Raw genomic sequence first — 16,431 nt, 5'->3', positions numbered from 1 at the left:
ACCGTTTCCGCCGGCGTAACCTCAGTCGAACTTGTGCCCCGTGATGCGTTCGTACGCTTCGACGTACTTCGCGCGGGTCCGTTCGACGATCTCGGCCGGGAGCGGCGGCGGGGCCTCGCCGGAGGCGCGGTCCCAGCCGGACTCCGGGGACACCAGCCAGTCGCGGACGAACTGCTTGTCGAACGAGGGCTGCGCGCGTCCCGGCTCCCACCCGTCCAGGGGCCAGAAGCGGGACGAGTCGGGCGTCAGCACCTCGTCGGCGAGCACCAGCCCGCCGTCCGCCGTCCGGCCCAGCTCGATCTTGGTGTCGGCGACGATGATGCCGCGCTCGCGGGCCAGCTCGGCGCCGCGCCGGTAGACGGCCAGCGTCACCTCGCGCAGCCGGGCCGCGAGATCGGCGCCGACCGCCGACTCGACCTCGGCGAACGTCATCGGCTCGTCGTGGTCGCCGACCGCCGCCTTGGTGGTCGGGGTGAAGATCGGCTCGGGCAGCCGGGAGCCGTCCACCAGGCCGGCGGGCAGCGGGACGCCGCAGACCGAGCCCGCGTTCGCGTACTCCTTCAGCCCCGAGCCGGTCAGGTAGCCGCGCGCCACGCACTCGACCGGGACCATGTCGAGCCGCCGCGCCACCATGGCGCGGCCGGCCCATTCGGCGGGCGCGCCCGACGGCAGGTCGGTGGACACGATGTGGTTGGGCAGCAGGTCGGAGAGCCGCTCGAACCACCACAGCGACAGCTGGGTCAGGATGCGTCCCTTGTCCGGGATCGGCGTGTCCAGCACGTAGTCGTACGCCGAGATCGTGTCCCTGGCGACCATCAGGAGCTCGCCGCCGGGCAGCTCGTACAGGTCGCGGACCTTCCCGCTGTGCAGGTGCTTCATCGGGTGTCTAAGCCTCTTCCACGATTTCCACGGGGTCGCCGGCCGACAGCGGCCCGGTCGTGCGGGGAACGGCGTTCACGCCGAAGCGCAGCCCCCTGTCGATCATCCGGTACGAGGCGAGCGTCCGCAGCGGCTCGCGGCCCCGCTCCGCCGTCTCCTGGTCGGTGGTGGTGATCACGCACCGGGCGCAGGACTTGACCACCTCGACCACCGTCCCGCCGATCCGCAGCAGCCGGACCCGGTCCTCGCCGTACGCGCCGAGCCCCTCGACGACGAGGTTGGGCCGGAAGCGGTTCATCGGCAGCGGGACGTCCAGGCGGGAGTTCAGGTCGGCCAGCGACTCGGCGGAGACCACCAGCAACGGGTAGCCGTCGGCGAACGCGACCTCCCCGCCGCCGCGCGAGGTGGCGCGGGTGCCGGTGAAGCGCACCAGCCGGCAGTCCGCGCCGAGGAACTCGGAGAACCAGCCGGCCGCCTCGTCGCCCTGGTCGACCCCCCGGCACTCCGACCTGTGCACAACCACGTCCAGCACCGGGCCGTCCGCCACGGGCTTGTGGACGAACGACGCCGACCCCGGCACCTCCACGACCAGCACCTCGCCGTCGTACGCGGGCCGCAGCAGCGCCATCCGGGCGTGGTCGCGCTGGCTCAGGAACCGGCCCCCGGGGCCGGCGAGCATGAACTCGCGGTCGTACCGCAGCCCGGACGCCAGCAGCTCCGCCGTGCGCAGCGGCGTCCCGGCGGCGCTCTTGAACGGGTAGACGGTGAGCTCGGTCAGCCTCGGGGTCATCCGGCGTCCTCCCAGCGGGCTACGTCAGGGCGGCCAGGCGCTCGAAGACCGGGCCGAGCCGCTCCACGAACCGCTCGGGGCGGCAGACGGCGTCCAGCCGGTCCTCGTCCAGGCCCAGCCCCGCCTCGGCGGCGTGCTTGCGCAGAGTCTCCCGGAACGGCTCGCCGGTCCGCCATGTCTCCATGGCGGCCTTCTGGACGAGCGGGTACGCCTCGTCGTCGCGGGACATCCCGGCCTCGACCAGCTCCAGCAGCACGGTCGAGGTGTAGATGAGCCCGCCGGTGGACTCCAGGTTCGCCGTCATCCGGTCGGCGTCCACCACCAGGCCGGACATCAGCCGGTTGGTGAGGTTCAGCATGTAGTCGAGCGCGATGGACGCGTCCGGCAGCGCGATCCGCTCGGTGGAGGAGTGCGAGATGTCGCGCTCGTGCCAGAGCGGGATGCCCTCCAGGACCGGGACGATCTGCGCCCGCACGATCCGCGCCATCCCGGCCAGCCGCTCGGAGATGATCGGGTTCTTCTTGTGCGGCATGGCGGAGGAGCCCTTCTGCCCCTTGCCGAACGGCTCCCACAGCTCGCGCACCTCAGTGCGCTGCCCGTGCCGCACCTCCAGCGCGATCGCCTCGCACACCGTCGCCATGATCGCCAGGGCGGACACCCACTCGCTGATGCCGTCCCGGATGACCACCTGGGTGGACACGTCCGCGCCGCGCAGCCCGAGCTCCGCCGCCACGTGGGCCTCGATCGCCGGGTCGATGTTGCTGTACGTGCCGACCGCGCCGGAGATCGCCATCACTCCGACGGCCTCGCGGGCGCGCCGCAGCCGGTCCCGGGAGCGGGCCATCGCGAACGCGAAGTCGGCGACCCGGTGCCCCCACACGTCCGGCTCGCCGTGGATGCCGTGCGTCCGCCCGACCCGCAGCGTGGCCTTGTGCTCCAGGGCGTGGTCGCGCAGCGTCGCGACCAGCGCGTCCGCCTTGGCCAGCAGGATGTCGGTGGCCTCGACGAGCTGGAGGGCCAGCGCCGTGTCGAGCAGGTCGGACGAGGTCATGCCGAAGTGGACGTACCGCGCCGCCTCCCGCGGCTCGGTGTTGTCCGCCCAGGCCGACAGGAACGCGATCACGTCGTGCTGGGTGACCGCCTCGATCTCGTGCACCGCCTCCGGCGTGGGCGGCGGCGCGTTGCGAACGGGCTCCACCACCTCCGCCGGGATCGTGCCGGCCGCGGCGTGGGCCTCGACCACGAGGGTCTCGACCTTGCACCACAGCTCGTACTTGTGCGCGTCGCTCCAGACGCGTCCCATCTCCGGAAGGGTGTACCGCTCAATCACGGAACGATTCTTCCAGGTCGGCTCGCATGCCCGCGCCCCGGCCCGCCGCCCGGCGGCCCGGGGCGCGGCCGCGGTCAGCCCTGGGACGCGGTCAGCGCGATGTCGGTGCGGTGGTGCGAGCCGCGCAGCGTGATCCGGCTCACGGCCTCGTACGCGGCGGCCCGCGCGGCGGCCAGGTCGGGGCCGGAGCCGACGACGTTCAGCACGCGACCGCCGTTCGCGACCAGGTTGCCGTCCGCGTCGCGCTTGGTGCCGGCGTGCAGGACGTACGCGCCGGGCACCTCGTCCGCCGCGTCCAGGCCCTCGATGACGTCGCCCTTGACCGGGGACGCCGGGTAGTCCTCCGCGGCGATCACGACGGTCACGGCGGCGCCCTCGTGCCATTCGGGACGGAAGTCGGGGTCCAGCCCGCCGATCGCGCACGCCTGGAGCAGGGAGGCGAGCGGCGTGGCGAGCCGGTCCAGCACGACCTGCGTCTCCGGGTCGCCGAAGCGCGCGTTGAACTCGACCACGCGCACGCCCTTGGGGGTCAGCGCGAGGCCCGCGTACAGGACGCCCACGTACGGCGTGTTCCGGCGGCGCAGCTCGTCCACGGCCGGCTGGACGACCGTGGCCATGACCTCGTCCACCAGGCCGGGCGGCGCCCACGGGAGCGGCGTGTACGCGCCCATCCCGCCGGTGTTGGGGCCCTCGCCGCCGTCGTACGCGCGCTTGAAGTCCTGCGCGGGCAGCAGCGGGACGGCCGAGTTGCCGTCGCAGAGCGCGAACAGCGACACCTCCGGGCCGTCGAGGTACTCCTCGATGACGACGCGGCCGCAGGCGGCGGCGTGCTCGGCCGCCTCGGCGCGGTCACCGGTCACCACCACGCCCTTGCCGGCGGCGAGCCCGTCGTCCTTCACCACGTAGGGCGGGCCGAACGCGTCCAGCGCCTCCTGCACCTCGGCGTCGGTCTCGCAGACCCGCGCGGCGGCGGTCGGGACGTTCGCCGCGCCCATGATGTCCTTGGCGAACGCCTTGGAGCCCTCGATGGTGGCGGCCTCGCGGTCGGGGCCGAAGCAGGGGATGCCGGCCCGGCCCAGGGCGTCGGCGACGCCCTCCATCAGCGGTGCCTCCGGGCCGACCACGACCAGCTCGGCGCGCAGCCGCCCGGCGAGCTCGACCACGGCGGTCGGATCGGCCGGATCCAGCGCGTGGTTCTCGGCGATCGGCGCCGTTCCCGGGTTGCCGGGGGCGCAGTGCAGGGCGGTGACGGCGGGGTCGCGGTGCAGCGCGCGGGCGAGCGCGTGCTCGCGGCCGCCGGATCCAAGGACGAGTACTCGCACGCCGGGAGCCTATCCGGCCGGGCGGGGCCGCCGCCCGGAGGCGGGGTGACCGCCGCCACACCCGCCCCCGGTGAACTTCCGCCGCGGCCCGGACGTCCTCATTCACGGTTCGCTTTTGTGGCCGGCTGGTAAGCTGCACCCGGCCCTGGCCCGGAGGCGGGCCGCCGCCGAGGAGCGAAGGGAGGTGGTCGGGATGAGTCCTGGTGATCCTTGCAGTACGCCGGAGATCCCTCACAGTCCGAGCCGGACTGTCCATCCGTCCGCCTCTATCCGGCGCCCGGCCGACGCATCTCGCGCGCTCCCCGCTCTAGGCTCCCCGTTCTAGCCCTGGGGTCGAGCGCGCCCTGACGTGCGTGTCCGGCCGGCGGGTTAGGAGCCGCACCATGGCCATGACACGAGTTCGCCCGGGCCGCGCGACCAGGTCGCTGTTCAAGTCGCTGGGCCGCCCGAGCGCTTCACCGTCCGTACTGCGCCGCCGCGACACCGCCGTCATCGACTGGGCCGCGTACATCGACGGCCACCGCGTCTGCACCGACACCGTCGAGGACGCCGTCCGGATGGTCCGCGACGGCGAGCTGACCCCGGCCGAGAAGGACGCCAGCGCCGGGTTCGTCTGGGTCGGCCTGCACGAGCCGTCCTCGACCGAGCTGACCGAGCTGGCCGAGGTCTTCGGCCTGCACCCGCTGGCGGTGGAGGACGCCATCCACGCCCACCAGCGGCCGAAGCTGGAGCGGTACGACGACGTCAACTTCTTCGTGATGAAGACCGTCGGGTACGTGCGCAAGGAGCCGGAGGCCCCCGAGGTCGTCGAGACCGGCGAGCTGATGATCTTCGTCGGGCCGGACTTCGTGGTGACCGTGCGGCACGGCGCGCACGGCGAGCTGGCCTCGGTCCGCGGCCGGCTGGAGCGCGACCCCGGCCGGCTCGCCCTCGGCCCGGCCGCCGTGGTGCACGCCATCACCGACCGGGTGGTGGACGGGTACGTGGGCGTCGCCGACGCCGTCCAGGAGGACATCGACGAGGTCGAGGAGGCGGTGTTCTCGCCGGAGCGGACGGACGAGTCGCGCCGCATCTACCGGCTCAAGCGCGAGGTCATCCAGCTCAAGCGCGCGGTGGGGCCGCTGGCCGGGCCGCTGCGCAACCTCGGCGGGCGGCGGTTCGTCCCGGCCGAGATCAAGGAGTACCTGCGCGACGTCGAGGACCACCTGACCCGCGTCCGCGAGCAGGTCGAGTCGTACGACGAGCTGCTCAACCCGATCCTCCAGGCGCACATGACGCAGGTCACCGTCGCCGACAACAAGGACATGCGGAAGATCTCGGCCTGGGGCGCCCTGTTCATGGTCCCCACCGCGATCGCCGGGATCTACGGGATGAACTTCACGTTCATGCCCGAGACCCAGTGGAAGTTCGGCTACCCGATGGTGCTGGGCCTCATCGCGACGGCCTGTTTCTGCCTCTACCGCGGCTTCCGCCGCAACGGCTGGCTCTAGCCGGCGGGCCGGCCGCTAGCCCACCGGGAGCGCGTCCGGGTACTGCTCCGGCACGGGCAGCCCGTGCTCGGCGAGGACGCGGCGCAGCCGGTCGGGGTAGTCGGTGACGATCGCGTCGACTCCGTAGCCGACGAACCGGTCCATCTCGGCGGGCTCGTTCAGCGTCCACACCGCGACCGGGAGGGCGAGGCCCTGGGCGCGCTCGACCAGCTCGGGGGTCGCCATCGCCATCTCCGGCGACAGCGCGGTGGCGCCGATGTCGAGCGCGGCGCCGGCCGGGTCCTTGTGGTCGAGCCCGGCCAGCCAGCGCGTGCCCGCCACGGCCGTCGCGCGCTCCACCAGCGCGACGCGGCCCGCCTCCGGCGCGTACCGGCGGGCCTCCACCAGCACCCGCCAGTCGAACGCCAGCAGCCGGGCCCGCGCGGTCAGCCCGAACGCGGCCAGCACCTCGGCGACCGCCGCCGTGAACCGGGTGACCTCGGCGTCGGGCCATCCCGGGTCGGTCTTGAGCTCGACCGCCGGCGCCACCCCGGGGAAGGCGCTGAGCAGCGCGCACGCCTCCGCGAGCGTAGGCAGCGACGTGCCGGGCAGCGGCAGCTGGGTGAGCACGAACGGGTCGTCGTCGCGGCCGGGCCGCCGCGTGCCGGCGTCCACGGTCCGGATCTGCGCCAGCGTCAGCTCGCGCAGCGCCTTCCCGACGTACGGGAACCGCGGGTCGCCGGGCAGCGCCGGGCCGGTGTCGGTGGTCGTGAGCGGCGAGAGCACCTGGTCGTGGTGGAGGACCACGACGTCGTCGGCGCTGAGGCCCACGTCGAACTCGATCGCGTGGACGCCCAGCGCCAGCGCGTGGGCGAGTCCGGGCAGGGTGTTCTCCGGCCGGAGACCCCGTGCCCCCCGGTGTCCGTGCAGCTCGACGGTGCCCCCGGTGAAAGTCACGGCTGGAACGCTACAGCCGCCCGCGGAACGACTCGTGACCGACCGGTGAGATTCCGCCGAACGTTCGGGACACCGGCCACCAAAGGTGGACATCGCGCCCGTGGATGTTGCCGTCTCGTTAGACGAGCGAGCGCAGGGACAGCGTCTGGTCGCGGCCCGGGCCGACGCCGATCGCCGAGATCTGCGCCCCCGACATCTCCTCGATCGCGCGGACGTAGCGCTGCGCGTTCTTGGGGAGGTCGTCGAACGTCTTGGCGCCGGTGATGTCCTCCTGCCAGCCGTCCAGGTACTCCAGGATCGGCTTGGCGTGGTGGAACTCGGTCTGCGAGGCCGGCAGCTCGTCCACGCGCCGGCCGTCCACGTCGTACGCGACGCAGACCGGCACCCGCTCCAGGCCGGACAGCACGTCCAGCTTGGTGAGGAAGTAGTCGGTGATGCCGTTGACCCGGGTGGCGTAGCGGGCGATCACCGCGTCGAACCAGCCGCAGCGGCGGTCGCGGCCGGTGGTGACGCCGTACTCGCCGCCGGTCTTGCGCAGGAACTCGCCCCACTCGTCCAGCAGCTCGGTCGGGAACGGGCCCGAGCCGACGCGGGTGGTGTACGCCTTGAGGATCCCGATCACCCTGGTGATCCGCGTGGGGCCGACCCCGGAGCCCGCGCAGGCGCCGCCCGCGGTGGGGCTCGACGAGGTCACGAACGGGTACGTGCCGTGGTCGATGTCCAGGAGCGTGCCCTGGGCGCCTTCCAGGAGCACCACCTTGTCGTCCTCGAGCGCCTTGTTGATGACGAGGGTGGTGTCGGCGACGTACGGGCGCAGCCGCTCGCCGTACTCCAGGTACTCCTGGACGATCGGGCCGGTGTCGATCCGGCGCCGGTTGTAGACCTTGGTGAGGACCTGGTTCTTCTCGCGCAGCGCCAGGTCGAGCTTCTGGGTGAGGATGTTGGCGTCGAACAGGTCCTGGACCCGGACGCCCATCCGGTTGATCTTGTCGGCGTAGGTCGGGCCGATGCCGCGGCCGGTGGTGCCGATCCGGGCCTTGCCGAGGTACCGCTCGGTGACCTTGTCCAGCGCCCGGTGGTGCGGCATGATCAGGTGCGCGTTGGCGGAGATCAGCAGCCGCTCGCAGCCGATCCCGCGCTCCTTGAGCCCGTCGATCTCCTGCAGCAGCACCGACGGGTCGATGACCACGCCGTTCCCGATCACCGGCACCACGTCCGGGGAGAGCACTCCCGAGGGCAGCAGGTGCAGGGCATAGCTCTTGTCGCCGATGACCACCGTGTGGCCGGCGTTGTTGCCGCCCTGGTAGCGGACGACGTAGTCGACGTCTCCCCCCAGCAGGTCGGTGGCCTTGCCCTTCCCCTCGTCCCCCCACTGAGCCCCGACCAGAACGATCGCCGGCATGCCGATTCACCCTTCCCACGACGAAGGCCCCTGATCGCAAGCGCGAAGGGGCCTCTTGCGATCGAATCGTACCCGCACCGGGCCGCCAAGGAAACCGGGAGGCCGCCGCGCCGCTGGTCAGGCCGCCGGTCCCGGTGCGGATCCGGCCGTCCGGCGCGGCCAGTAGTCCTCGGCGAAGAGGCGGGCGACCAGCTGCCCGCGGCTGGACACGCGGGTCTTGGCGAAGACCGTCTTGATGTGGTCGCGCACGGTGTGCGGTGAGATGACCAGGTCGGCGGCGATCTCGCCGGTGGACAGCCCGCGCGCCACCAGCTGGGTGATCTCCAGCTCGCGGGGCGACAGCCCGTACGCCTCGGCGATGACCGGCGCCATGTCGGAGCCGGCGGCGGGCTGGATCACCATCGCGGTGGGGCCGGGCGCGCCCTCCGGCCCGTCCAGGCAGGACGCGTGGCAGACGAGCCAGCGGCCGTCCCGGGTACGGATCCGCACCCGGGCGGCCCCGCGGTCGCGCCCGGCCGCGACGGCGCGCGCCTGGGCGGCCGTTCCGGTGAGCCACACCGGCAGCGCCGGGCCGAGCGGCGACGGCCTGGACGGCCCGTCCGGGAGCCGGCCGAGGTACGCGCGGGCCGCGTCGTTGATCGAGAGGGGCGTCCCGGCGGGGTCGAAGAGGATCAGCCCGGGTTCCGGCGTCCCCGCGTCCCCCACCGGCTGGACGGGCCGCGCCAGCGCCCGCAGGCGGTCGGCCAGCGGCGCCGACAGGCTCGCGAGGAGGGACACGTCGGCGGCGCCGAAGGGCGCGCCACCCTTCTCGCGGAAGAGGCTCACCACCCCCCACGGCCGGCCGCCCGCCCGCAGCACGGCCCGCAGCTCGTCGCCCACGCCCTGCCGCCCGAGGAGCTTGCGGTACTGGGCGCTGCGCGCGGGCAGGTCGTCCGTGCTCGCCCGCAGGCCCGCCGCCGGGACCGCCGCGCGGGCCAGCTCCCGGAACGGGATGACGCTCTCCTCCAGGAGCGCGCACTCCCAGTACGCGAAGCAGTCGTCGCCGCGGCCCAGGTTCTCGACCCGCATCGGCGCGGTGATCAGCCCGGTCTCGGGGTCGGTCGCCGACCACGCCGCCGCCTGGAAGTCCACCAGCCGCCGCAGCCGCGCCGACGCCGCCGCGAACACCCCGCCCGCGTCCCGCGCGCGCCCGGCCCGCTCCAGCACGGCGCGCCTGCCCCGTTCGTCGATCACCCGGCCCAGTCTGCCCGGCGGGCTCCCGCGCCGTACCCCCTCAATCGAGGGGATGCGAGGGCGCGGCGCCCCTCGGCCGGGGGATGGGAGGACGGGCGGCCGGGCGGCGAGGCTCGGCCCCATGGAAATCGCGATCATCGGGGCCGGGGCCGCCGCCGTCGGGCTGCTGGACGCCCTGTCCGCCGGGGCCGCCGCGGCGGTCACCGTGTTCGACCCCGCGCCGCTGCCGTGGCGCGGCCGCCCCTACCAGCCGGATCTGGAGTCGGTGCTCGTCAACGCACCGCCGGAGATCATGTCCATCCGGGCCGGAGACCCGGCGCACTACGCCCGCTGGCTCGCCGGACACGGGTCCGCGTTCGACACGTACACGGACCCGGGGCTGGGCCGCCCGCTGCTGCCGCGCGGGCTGTACGGCCGGTACCTGGAGGACGCGGCGCGGGCGGCGCTCGGCCGGTTCCGGGACGCCAGGGTCGTACGGGCCGCCGTGCTGGGCGTCGCGGAGGAGGGGGGCCGCCTGGTCCTGGAGACGGAGTCGGCGTCCTGCACCGCCGACCAGGTCGTCCTGTGCGTGGGCGGTGGCACGCCCCACGACCACTACGGCCTCGCGGGCGCGCCCGGCTTCGTGGCCGACCCGTACCCGCTTGAACGGACGCTCGCGCGGGTCCCCTCCAACAGGGACGTCGTCGTGATCGGCACCGGCCTGACCGCCGTCGACATCGCCGTGTCGCTCGCGGCGCGCGGGCACGCGGGGCGCGTCGCCCTGGCCTCGCGCGGGGGCGCCCTCCCGTTCGTCTGGCAGCGGCCGGCCGCGGCCGAACCGCGCCATCTGACCGCCGACCGGCTGCGCGCGCTCGACGGCCCCGTGACGCTCGGCGCGCTGGCCGGGCTGATCCGCGCCGAGCTGGCGGAGCACGGGGAGGACTGGGACGCGCTGGCCGCCCGTATCGCCGCCGCCATGGCGGAGGATCCCGTCCGGAACCTCCGCGAGCAGCTCGCCGATGTGGACACGCCGCTGATGGGCCGCCGGATCGTCCAGGTGGCGGCGCACACGCTCGGGCCGGTCGCCTGGCGGCTGCTGGCCGAGCGGGAGCGGGAGCGGGCGCGCGCGGAGCTCTTCCGTACGGTCACCGCCGTGGCGTCGCCGATGGTGCCGCGCAACGCCGCCGTGCTGCTGGATCTCTTCGACTCGGGACGGCTGGAGGTCCTCGCGGGCCTCGCCGGGATCGAGCGGGACGGGGGCGGGTTCCGGGTGGCGCACGCGCGGGGCGTCCGTACCGCCGATGTGGTGATCAACGCGGTGAACCCGCCGCCGCGGTCGGTCCCCAGGGCCGCGGAGCCCCTGGTCGCCTCGCTGCTCGCCGCGGGCGCCGCCCGGCATCCGGACGGCGGCCTCGCGGCCGATCCGGGGACCGGCCGGCTGCTCCTCGGCGGGCGGCCCGACCCGCGCCTGTATCTGGTGGGGGACCCGGCGGGCCGTTCATCACGTCGGGCGTCCCCGGCGTGGCCGCCCAGGCGGCACGGACCGCCCGGTCGATCGCCGCCGGAGCGGGCCGTGCCCTGGTCTAGCGTGCGGGCCCGTCAGCCGCCGTTGCCGTTGAGGACGTCGGCGGCGGTGGGGCTGCTGTCGCGCAGGAAGGCCTTGCAGCGCTCGGCCTCGTGGTCCTCGCCGATCGCGGCGGCGGCGCGGCCGAGGGCGTGCAGGGCGCGCAGGAAGCCGCGGTTGGGCTCGTGCTCCCACGGCACCGGCCCCTGACCCTTCCAGCCCGCCCGGCGCAGCTGGTCGAGCGCGCGGTGGTAGCCGGTGCGCGCGTACGCGTACGACTCGATCACGCTGCCGGCGGTGAAGGCGCGATCCGCCAGCGCGGCCCACGCGCCCGGGTACTCCGGGTGGCGGGCGGCCACCTCGACCGGGTCGACGCCGCCGTCGAGGGCCGCGCGGGCCTCGGCGTTGTCCGGCAGTTCGGTCGGGGGCGGGCCGCCGAGCAGGTTCTGGGTCATGCGGGTCATCGTAAGTGGGCCCGCCGGACGCGGCTCAACCCGGGTCCCGCGGCGCGGGACCGGTGGTGCGGGTCACGTCCCGATCATGCCGCCGGGAGCGGAAGCGGCAGGTCGTAGTGGGCGGCGCCGTCCCGGGTGCGGGGGCGCGCGGCGGGCCAGGTCTGCCGGATCGCCAGCATCGCCTCCCGGTTCTCCAGGATCACGTCCGCGTCGAAGCCGGTGATGCCGCGCCGCTGGGCCAGCGCCGCCAGGTACGCGACCAGCCGGCGGCCGAGGCCGTGCCGCTGCCAGGGGTCGGCGACCAGGACGGCCAGGTCGGCGCGGCAGGGGCGCGCGCGGTCGCGGACGTAGTGCGCGAGGCCGATCATCTCGCCGTCCAGCAGCGCGACCATCGCCTCACGGTCCCAGTGGTCGAGCGCGGCCAGCTGCGCCGCGTACGTGTCGGGGATGCGCGGCGTGCCGGCGAAGAAGCGGGTGTAGAGGGACTTCCTGGAGAGCCGCCCCGACATGCGGCGGAGCCGGTCGCCGTCGCCGATGCCGTACGGGCGGAAGCGGACGTCGGTGAGCAGGATCAGCCCGGACAGGGAGGCGGGGACGGCGTCGGCCCCTTCGAGTTGTTTCATGCAACTCATTGGACCGCAGCAAGTTGCGTGAAGCAACTACCTACGGGGTCACGTCGCGGCCGAACCCGGCCCTGGCCGGCCCTCCACGTCGTTCGGCTCCAGGTGCCGGCCGCAGTGGTCGCAGGTCAGCCGCTCGGTGATCAGGCCGGGGCAGCCGGCGTGGCCGACCAGGACGGGCGGGCCGGCGGGGGCGTAGTGCCGGTCGCCCCACTTCAGCAGCGTCATGATGACCGGCCACAGCTCGACGCCCTTGCGGGTGAGCCGGTACTCGAACCGGTCGGGACGCTCCTGGTAGCGCACGCGGCGCAGGATGCCCTCCTCGCAGAGCCGGGAGAGCCGGTCGGTCAGCACGTTGCGGGCCACGCCCAGCTCGTCCTGGAAGTCGTCGAACCGGCGCACGCCGTCGAACGCGCTGCGGATCACCAGCAGCGTCCAGCGATCACCGACGACCTCCAGCGAGCGGGCGATCGAGCAGTTCTGGGAATCGTAAGTGCGGGGCAGCGCCACGCACGCGAGGTTACCCGGGTTGTGTGAAGAAACGAACCGCCCCGGTCCCGCGCGGGACCGGGGCGGCTGCGGCCGAGGGCGCGCGGCCTACTTCAGCTTCTTGCCGGCCGACAGCAGGCTCTCGCACGCCTCGACGATGCGGGCGGCCATGTTCGCCTCGGCGGCCTTGCCGTACGAGCGCGGGTCGTACTGCTTCTTGTTGCCGACCTCGCCGTCGACCTTCAGCACGCCGTCGTAGTTGCGGAACATGTGCTCGGCGATCGGGCGGGTGAAGGCGTACTGCGTGTCGGTGTCGATGTTCATCTTGATGACGCCGTACGACACCGCCTCGCGGATCTCCTCCAGCGTGGAGCCCGAGCCGCCGTGGAACACCAGGTCGAACGGCTTGTCCTTGCCGTACTCGGCGCCGACCGCGTCCTGGATGCCCTTGAGCACCTCGGGACGCAGCTTGACCGCGCCCGGCTTGTAGACGCCGTGCACGTTGCCGAACGTCGCGGCCAGGATGTAGCGGCCCTTCTCGCCCACGCCGACGGCCTTGGCGGTCTCCAGCGCGTCGCCATTGGTGGTGTAGAGCTTCTCGTTGATCTCGTTGGCGACGCCGTCCTCCTCGCCGCCGACGACGCCGATCTCCATCTCCATGATGATGTTCGCCTTGGCGCACTGCTCCAGCAGCTCGGCGGCGATCTGCAGGTTCTCGTGCAGCTCGACGGCAGAGCCGTCCCACATGTGCGACTGGAACAGCGGCTGCTCGCCGCGCTTCACCCGCTCCTGGGACAGCTTGATCAGCGGCCGCATGAAGCCGTCGAGCTTGTCCTTGGGGCAGTGGTCGGTGTGCAGGGCGATGTTGACCGGGTACTTGTCGGCCACCACGCGGGCGTACTCGGCCAGCGCGACCGAGCCCACCACCATGTCCTTGACCGCGGCGCCGGACAGGTACTCGGCGCCGCCGGTGGAGACCTGGATGATGCCGTCGCTCTCGGCGTCGGCGAAGCCGCGCAGCGCCGCGTTCAGCGTCTGGCTCGACGTCACGTTGATCGCGGGGTAGGCGAACCCGTCCTGCTTGGCACGGTCGAGCATCTCCGCGTAGACCTCGGGCGTCGCGATGGGCATGTCAGCGTCCTTTCTTACGCAGCGGTGCCGCCGGCGTCCGGCCGGGCGGTGCGCCCCGCGGGGTGCGCGGGGTCCGGGCAGGGCATGCCGTCCAGGGGCCAGTATCTCGGATTTCCCCCGGAGGGTGCCCGCCCAGCCCCCCCGGCAAGCGCGCGCCTCCGGCGGGGCCGCCGCTGTACGGGCCTGAGCGGCGCGCCACGGCGCGAACGCCCCCGGCATACGCGGGCGTACTGGATCGTTCCGCCGAGGGGCGGAGAAAGGCGTACAACTCCGTGCCGGGTCTGGCCGGGGGCGGCCGGTGACGCAGGCGACCGAAGTGGGCGAAGGGCCCGGGATTATCTCATGGGGCGCCGCGTGCCCGGACCGCGGGCGCATCCGGCGAGTACTCTCGCAGGGTGGATCTGGCGCTCGTACCGCTCGACGCCACCGAGTGGCTGCACCCGGCGGCGTGGCTGCGGCTGTTCGGCACGTTCGCGACGATCGGCGTGCTCGTCATCATCTTCGCCGAGACCGGGCTGCTCTTCGGCTGCGTCCTGCCGGGCGACTCGCTGCTGTTCACCGCGGGGATCCTCACCGCCGTCACGACCGTCGACGGCCAGGAGTTCGAGCCGCTGTCGCTGCCCTGGCTGCTGATCGGCGGCCCGATCGCCGCGATCCTGGGCGCGCAGCTCGGCCACTGGATCGGCGCCAGGTACGGCCGCCGGATCTTCGACCGCCCCGACTCCCGGATCTTCCGGCAGGAGTGGGTCCGCAAGGCCGAGCATCATTTCGAGCGCTTCGGCCCGGCCAACGCCGTCGTGGTCGCCCGCTTCATCCCGATCGTCCGGACGTTCCTCAACCCGCTCGCCGGGATCTGCGGCATGGACGCCCGCAGGTTCCTCCTCTGGAACGTCGTCGGCGCCGTGATCTGGACGGACTCCCTGTTCCTGCTCGGCCACTACCTCGGCGCGACGGTCCCGAACATCGAGTCGTACATCCTGCCCGGGGTGGCGGTCGTCCTGGTCCTGTGCGCCGTTCCGATGGTCCGCGAGATGCGCCGCGGGCGCCGCCGGGCGGGCAACGGTACGAATAAGAATGCCTCTGAAGAGTCACGTCCGTCGCTCAGCGGTGACAGTTATCGCTAACCTCCCCATGTGGGACGTCATCGGTCGGACCCAAGGGGTCTCGCGCGCATCCTCATCGCGGTCGTAGCCGTGATGCTCGCATTAGCGCTTCTGGTCGTGGGCGGCATGGCGCTGGTGAACGCGCTGACCGGCAGTTCGTCCAAGGATCCCGGCTCGGCGGCGCCTCCGGCCGCCTCCGAGTCGGGCGACTCCGGGGCGTCGGCCGGCACGCCCGCGGCGCCGCGGACGTCCCGCCCGGCACAGAGCCCCGCGGCCGCGCAGACGCCGCTGGTCATCCGCGTGACGGGCGCGCCCACGCAGGTGTACGTGCGCGGCACCACCAGCGGCGACGTCTTCCATTCGGGCGTCCTCGGCACCGGGGAGGCCCGCAAGTACGACCAGGTCCCCCTGTCCGTCGTCGCCGTCAACGGCGGCTCGGTGGAGGTGACCATCTACGGGGAGGTTCAGGAGCGCAAGCCGTCCGGGACCCGCGGCGAATGGTTCGTCCCCGAACGCTGACCGCGTCAGGCCACGCCGAGATCGGCCACGGTGTACGGATGCCGGTACACCAGGCCCTCCTCGGCGATCCGCGCGGCGGCCCCCCGCTCCACGATCGTCGCCACCCCGACGACCTCCGCCCCCGCCTCGCGCAGCGCCTCCACCGCCGTCAGCACCGAGCCGCCGGTCGTGGAGGTGTCCTCGACCGCGAGCACCCGGCGCCCGGCGACGTCCGGCCCCTCGATCCGGCGCTGCAGGCCGTGCGCCTTGCCGGCCTTGCGCACCACGAACGCGTCCAGCGCCCGCCCGCGCGCGGCCGCCGCGTGCAGCATCGCCGTCGCGACCGGGTCGGCCCCCAGCGTGAGCCCGCCCACGGCCTCGTAGTCGAGGTCCGCGGTGGCGTCCAGCATCACCCGTCCCACCAGCGGCGCCGCGGCCGCGTCCAGCGTCACCCGGCGCAGGTCGACGTACCAGGACGCCCGCTTCCCGGACGACAGCACGAAGTCGCCGTGCACGACGGCCTTCGACTTGATCTCTCGCAGGAGGTCATCACGTTCGCTCACACCCAGAACCCTATTTACCGCGCCGAACGGGAGGCGACATGACCCCCGGAACCCTCGTCCTGCTGCACCCCCCGCTCGCCCGCGCCACCACCTGGGGCGCCCTGCCCGCCACCCTGCGCGCCGCCGGCCTCGCCACCGTCGTCCCGGACGTACCCGACGCCACCGGCATGGCCTACGTCGCCCGGGCGAGCCTGGAGATCGCCGCCGCCGACCCGGCCGGCCCGCTGGTCCTGGTCGCCCAGGGCGAGGCGGGCCCCCTCGTCCCCGCCATCGCCCTCGCCCAGCGCGCGGCCCACCGCGGGATCGGCGCGTACGTCTTCCTGGACGCGGCCCTTCCCCGCACGCCCCGCCTCCACGACCACGATCACGAAGAACCGGCGGTGGCCGTCCCGCCCGACTGGCCCGAGGCCCCCTGCGGCTACCTGACCACCGGCGAGGCCCCAGCCCAGCCCGTACGCGAGGCACGCCTTAGAGGCTGGCCCGTACAGGAGGGAACCCCAGCCGAGGCCCTCCCCGCCCTAATAACCGCCCTCTAGCGGACCGGGGGAAAGGGGCGAAGCCCCAAGGGGGTCGAGGGGGCGGAGCCCCTCGCAGGGGGTGCGGGGGACGGAGTCCCCTGAGAGGGGGAGAGCAGACGTCTGTACTCC

At 73.7% G+C, this 16,431-nt stretch carries 16 protein-coding genes and 1 pseudogene; 5 read left to right on the top strand and 12 right to left on the bottom strand.

What is annotated here, in order from left to right; all coding sequences use genetic code 11:
- Positions 1-21: 21 nt before the first annotated feature.
- The 4 genes from AB0881_RS26960 to purD all read right to left on the bottom strand — a co-directional run bounded on the left by AB0881_RS26960 (position 22) and on the right by purD (position 4,321).
- Positions 22-879, bottom strand: a complete 858-nt coding sequence (locus tag AB0881_RS26960) for a phosphoribosylaminoimidazolesuccinocarboxamide synthase (protein WP_366621124.1) — start codon at positions 877-879, stop codon at positions 22-24.
- A 7-nt stretch (positions 880-886) separates the two neighbouring features.
- The gene (locus AB0881_RS26955; protein WP_366621122.1) at positions 887-1,669 is read right to left on the bottom strand and encodes an MOSC N-terminal beta barrel domain-containing protein; all 783 of its coding nucleotides are present in this window, start codon (positions 1,667-1,669) and stop codon (positions 887-889) included.
- A gap of 19 nt (positions 1,670-1,688) precedes the next feature.
- Positions 1,689-2,999, bottom strand: a complete 1,311-nt coding sequence (gene purB, locus AB0881_RS26950; protein ID WP_366621120.1) for an adenylosuccinate lyase — start codon at positions 2,997-2,999, stop codon at positions 1,689-1,691.
- Between the two features lie 74 nt (positions 3,000-3,073).
- Positions 3,074-4,321, bottom strand: coding sequence for a phosphoribosylamine--glycine ligase (gene purD, locus AB0881_RS26945; protein WP_366621118.1), 1,248 nt, complete (start codon positions 4,319-4,321; stop codon positions 3,074-3,076).
- A gap of 383 nt (positions 4,322-4,704) precedes the next feature.
- On the opposite strand from purD, the gene AB0881_RS26940 reads away from it, so the two are divergent.
- A complete protein-coding gene (locus AB0881_RS26940; RefSeq protein ID WP_366621117.1) occupies positions 4,705-5,811 on the top strand; it encodes a magnesium and cobalt transport protein CorA in 1,107 nt (368 codons plus the stop codon).
- A gap of 15 nt (positions 5,812-5,826) precedes the next feature.
- Here the strand turns inward: AB0881_RS26940 and AB0881_RS26935 are convergent, their stop codons facing one another.
- The 3 genes from AB0881_RS26935 to AB0881_RS26925 form a co-directional block, all read right to left on the bottom strand.
- On the bottom strand, positions 5,827-6,747 hold the full coding sequence (locus tag AB0881_RS26935; RefSeq protein WP_366621115.1) for a glycerophosphodiester phosphodiesterase family protein: 921 nt from the start codon (positions 6,745-6,747) through the stop codon (positions 5,827-5,829).
- A 118-nt stretch (positions 6,748-6,865) separates the two neighbouring features.
- The gene (locus AB0881_RS26930) at positions 6,866-8,149 is read right to left on the bottom strand and encodes an adenylosuccinate synthase (RefSeq protein WP_366621113.1); all 1,284 of its coding nucleotides are present in this window, start codon (positions 8,147-8,149) and stop codon (positions 6,866-6,868) included.
- A gap of 117 nt (positions 8,150-8,266) precedes the next feature.
- Positions 8,267-9,382 (bottom strand): helix-turn-helix transcriptional regulator, encoded by a 1,116-nt coding sequence (locus AB0881_RS26925; protein ID WP_366621111.1) that lies wholly within the window; start codon positions 9,380-9,382, stop codon positions 8,267-8,269.
- A 52-nt stretch (positions 9,383-9,434) separates the two neighbouring features.
- Here AB0881_RS26925 and AB0881_RS26920 point away from each other — a divergent pair.
- A pseudogene (locus AB0881_RS26920) lies at positions 9,435-10,067 on the top strand (FAD/NAD(P)-binding protein); the annotation flags it as partial.
- A gap of 893 nt (positions 10,068-10,960) precedes the next feature.
- Here AB0881_RS26920 and AB0881_RS26915 read toward each other — a convergent pair.
- The 4 genes from AB0881_RS26915 to fbaA all read right to left on the bottom strand — a co-directional run bounded on the left by AB0881_RS26915 (position 10,961) and on the right by fbaA (position 13,620).
- Entirely contained in the window at positions 10,961-11,389 is a 429-nt protein-coding gene (locus AB0881_RS26915) for a DUF3151 domain-containing protein (RefSeq protein ID WP_366621110.1), read from the bottom strand.
- Between the two features lie 74 nt (positions 11,390-11,463).
- Positions 11,464-12,003: a GNAT family N-acetyltransferase gene (locus AB0881_RS26910; RefSeq protein ID WP_366621108.1), complete on the bottom strand. Its 540-nt coding sequence runs from the start codon at positions 12,001-12,003 to the stop codon at positions 11,464-11,466.
- 48 nt (positions 12,004-12,051) lie between these two features.
- A complete protein-coding gene (locus AB0881_RS26905) occupies positions 12,052-12,510 on the bottom strand; it encodes a helix-turn-helix domain-containing protein (RefSeq protein ID WP_366621106.1) in 459 nt (152 codons plus the stop codon).
- Positions 12,511-12,597: 87 nt separating this feature from the next.
- Positions 12,598-13,620 carry a class II fructose-bisphosphate aldolase gene (gene fbaA, locus AB0881_RS26900; protein ID WP_366621104.1) on the bottom strand — a complete coding sequence of 341 codons (1,023 nt, stop codon included), beginning with the start codon at positions 13,618-13,620 and terminating at the stop codon, positions 12,598-12,600.
- Between the two features lie 395 nt (positions 13,621-14,015).
- On the opposite strand from fbaA, the gene AB0881_RS26895 reads away from it, so the two are divergent.
- Positions 14,016-14,744 (top strand): DedA family protein, encoded by a 729-nt coding sequence (locus AB0881_RS26895; protein ID WP_366621102.1) that lies wholly within the window; start codon positions 14,016-14,018, stop codon positions 14,742-14,744.
- A 72-nt stretch (positions 14,745-14,816) separates the two neighbouring features.
- Entirely contained in the window at positions 14,817-15,242 is a 426-nt protein-coding gene (locus AB0881_RS26890; protein WP_366621100.1) for a hypothetical protein, read from the top strand.
- A 5-nt stretch (positions 15,243-15,247) separates the two neighbouring features.
- Here AB0881_RS26890 and pyrE read toward each other — a convergent pair whose 3' ends face one another.
- Complete coding sequence (gene pyrE, locus AB0881_RS26885) at positions 15,248-15,784, bottom strand: orotate phosphoribosyltransferase (protein ID WP_366621098.1); 537 nt, start codon at positions 15,782-15,784, stop codon at positions 15,248-15,250.
- A gap of 38 nt (positions 15,785-15,822) precedes the next feature.
- Between pyrE and AB0881_RS26880 the strand changes: the two genes are divergently transcribed.
- Positions 15,823-16,320 carry a hypothetical protein gene (locus AB0881_RS26880; protein WP_366621097.1) on the top strand — a complete coding sequence of 166 codons (498 nt, stop codon included), beginning with the start codon at positions 15,823-15,825 and terminating at the stop codon, positions 16,318-16,320.
- The last annotated feature ends 111 nt before the right edge of the window (positions 16,321-16,431 follow it).

It is taken from the genome of Spirillospora sp. NPDC029432 (genome assembly GCF_040703975.1).
GTDB lineage: Bacteria > Actinomycetota > Actinomycetes > Streptosporangiales > Streptosporangiaceae > Spirillospora.
Note: the sequence above shows the minus strand (reverse complement) of the source record. Positions and strands in the feature narration are given on the sequence as shown.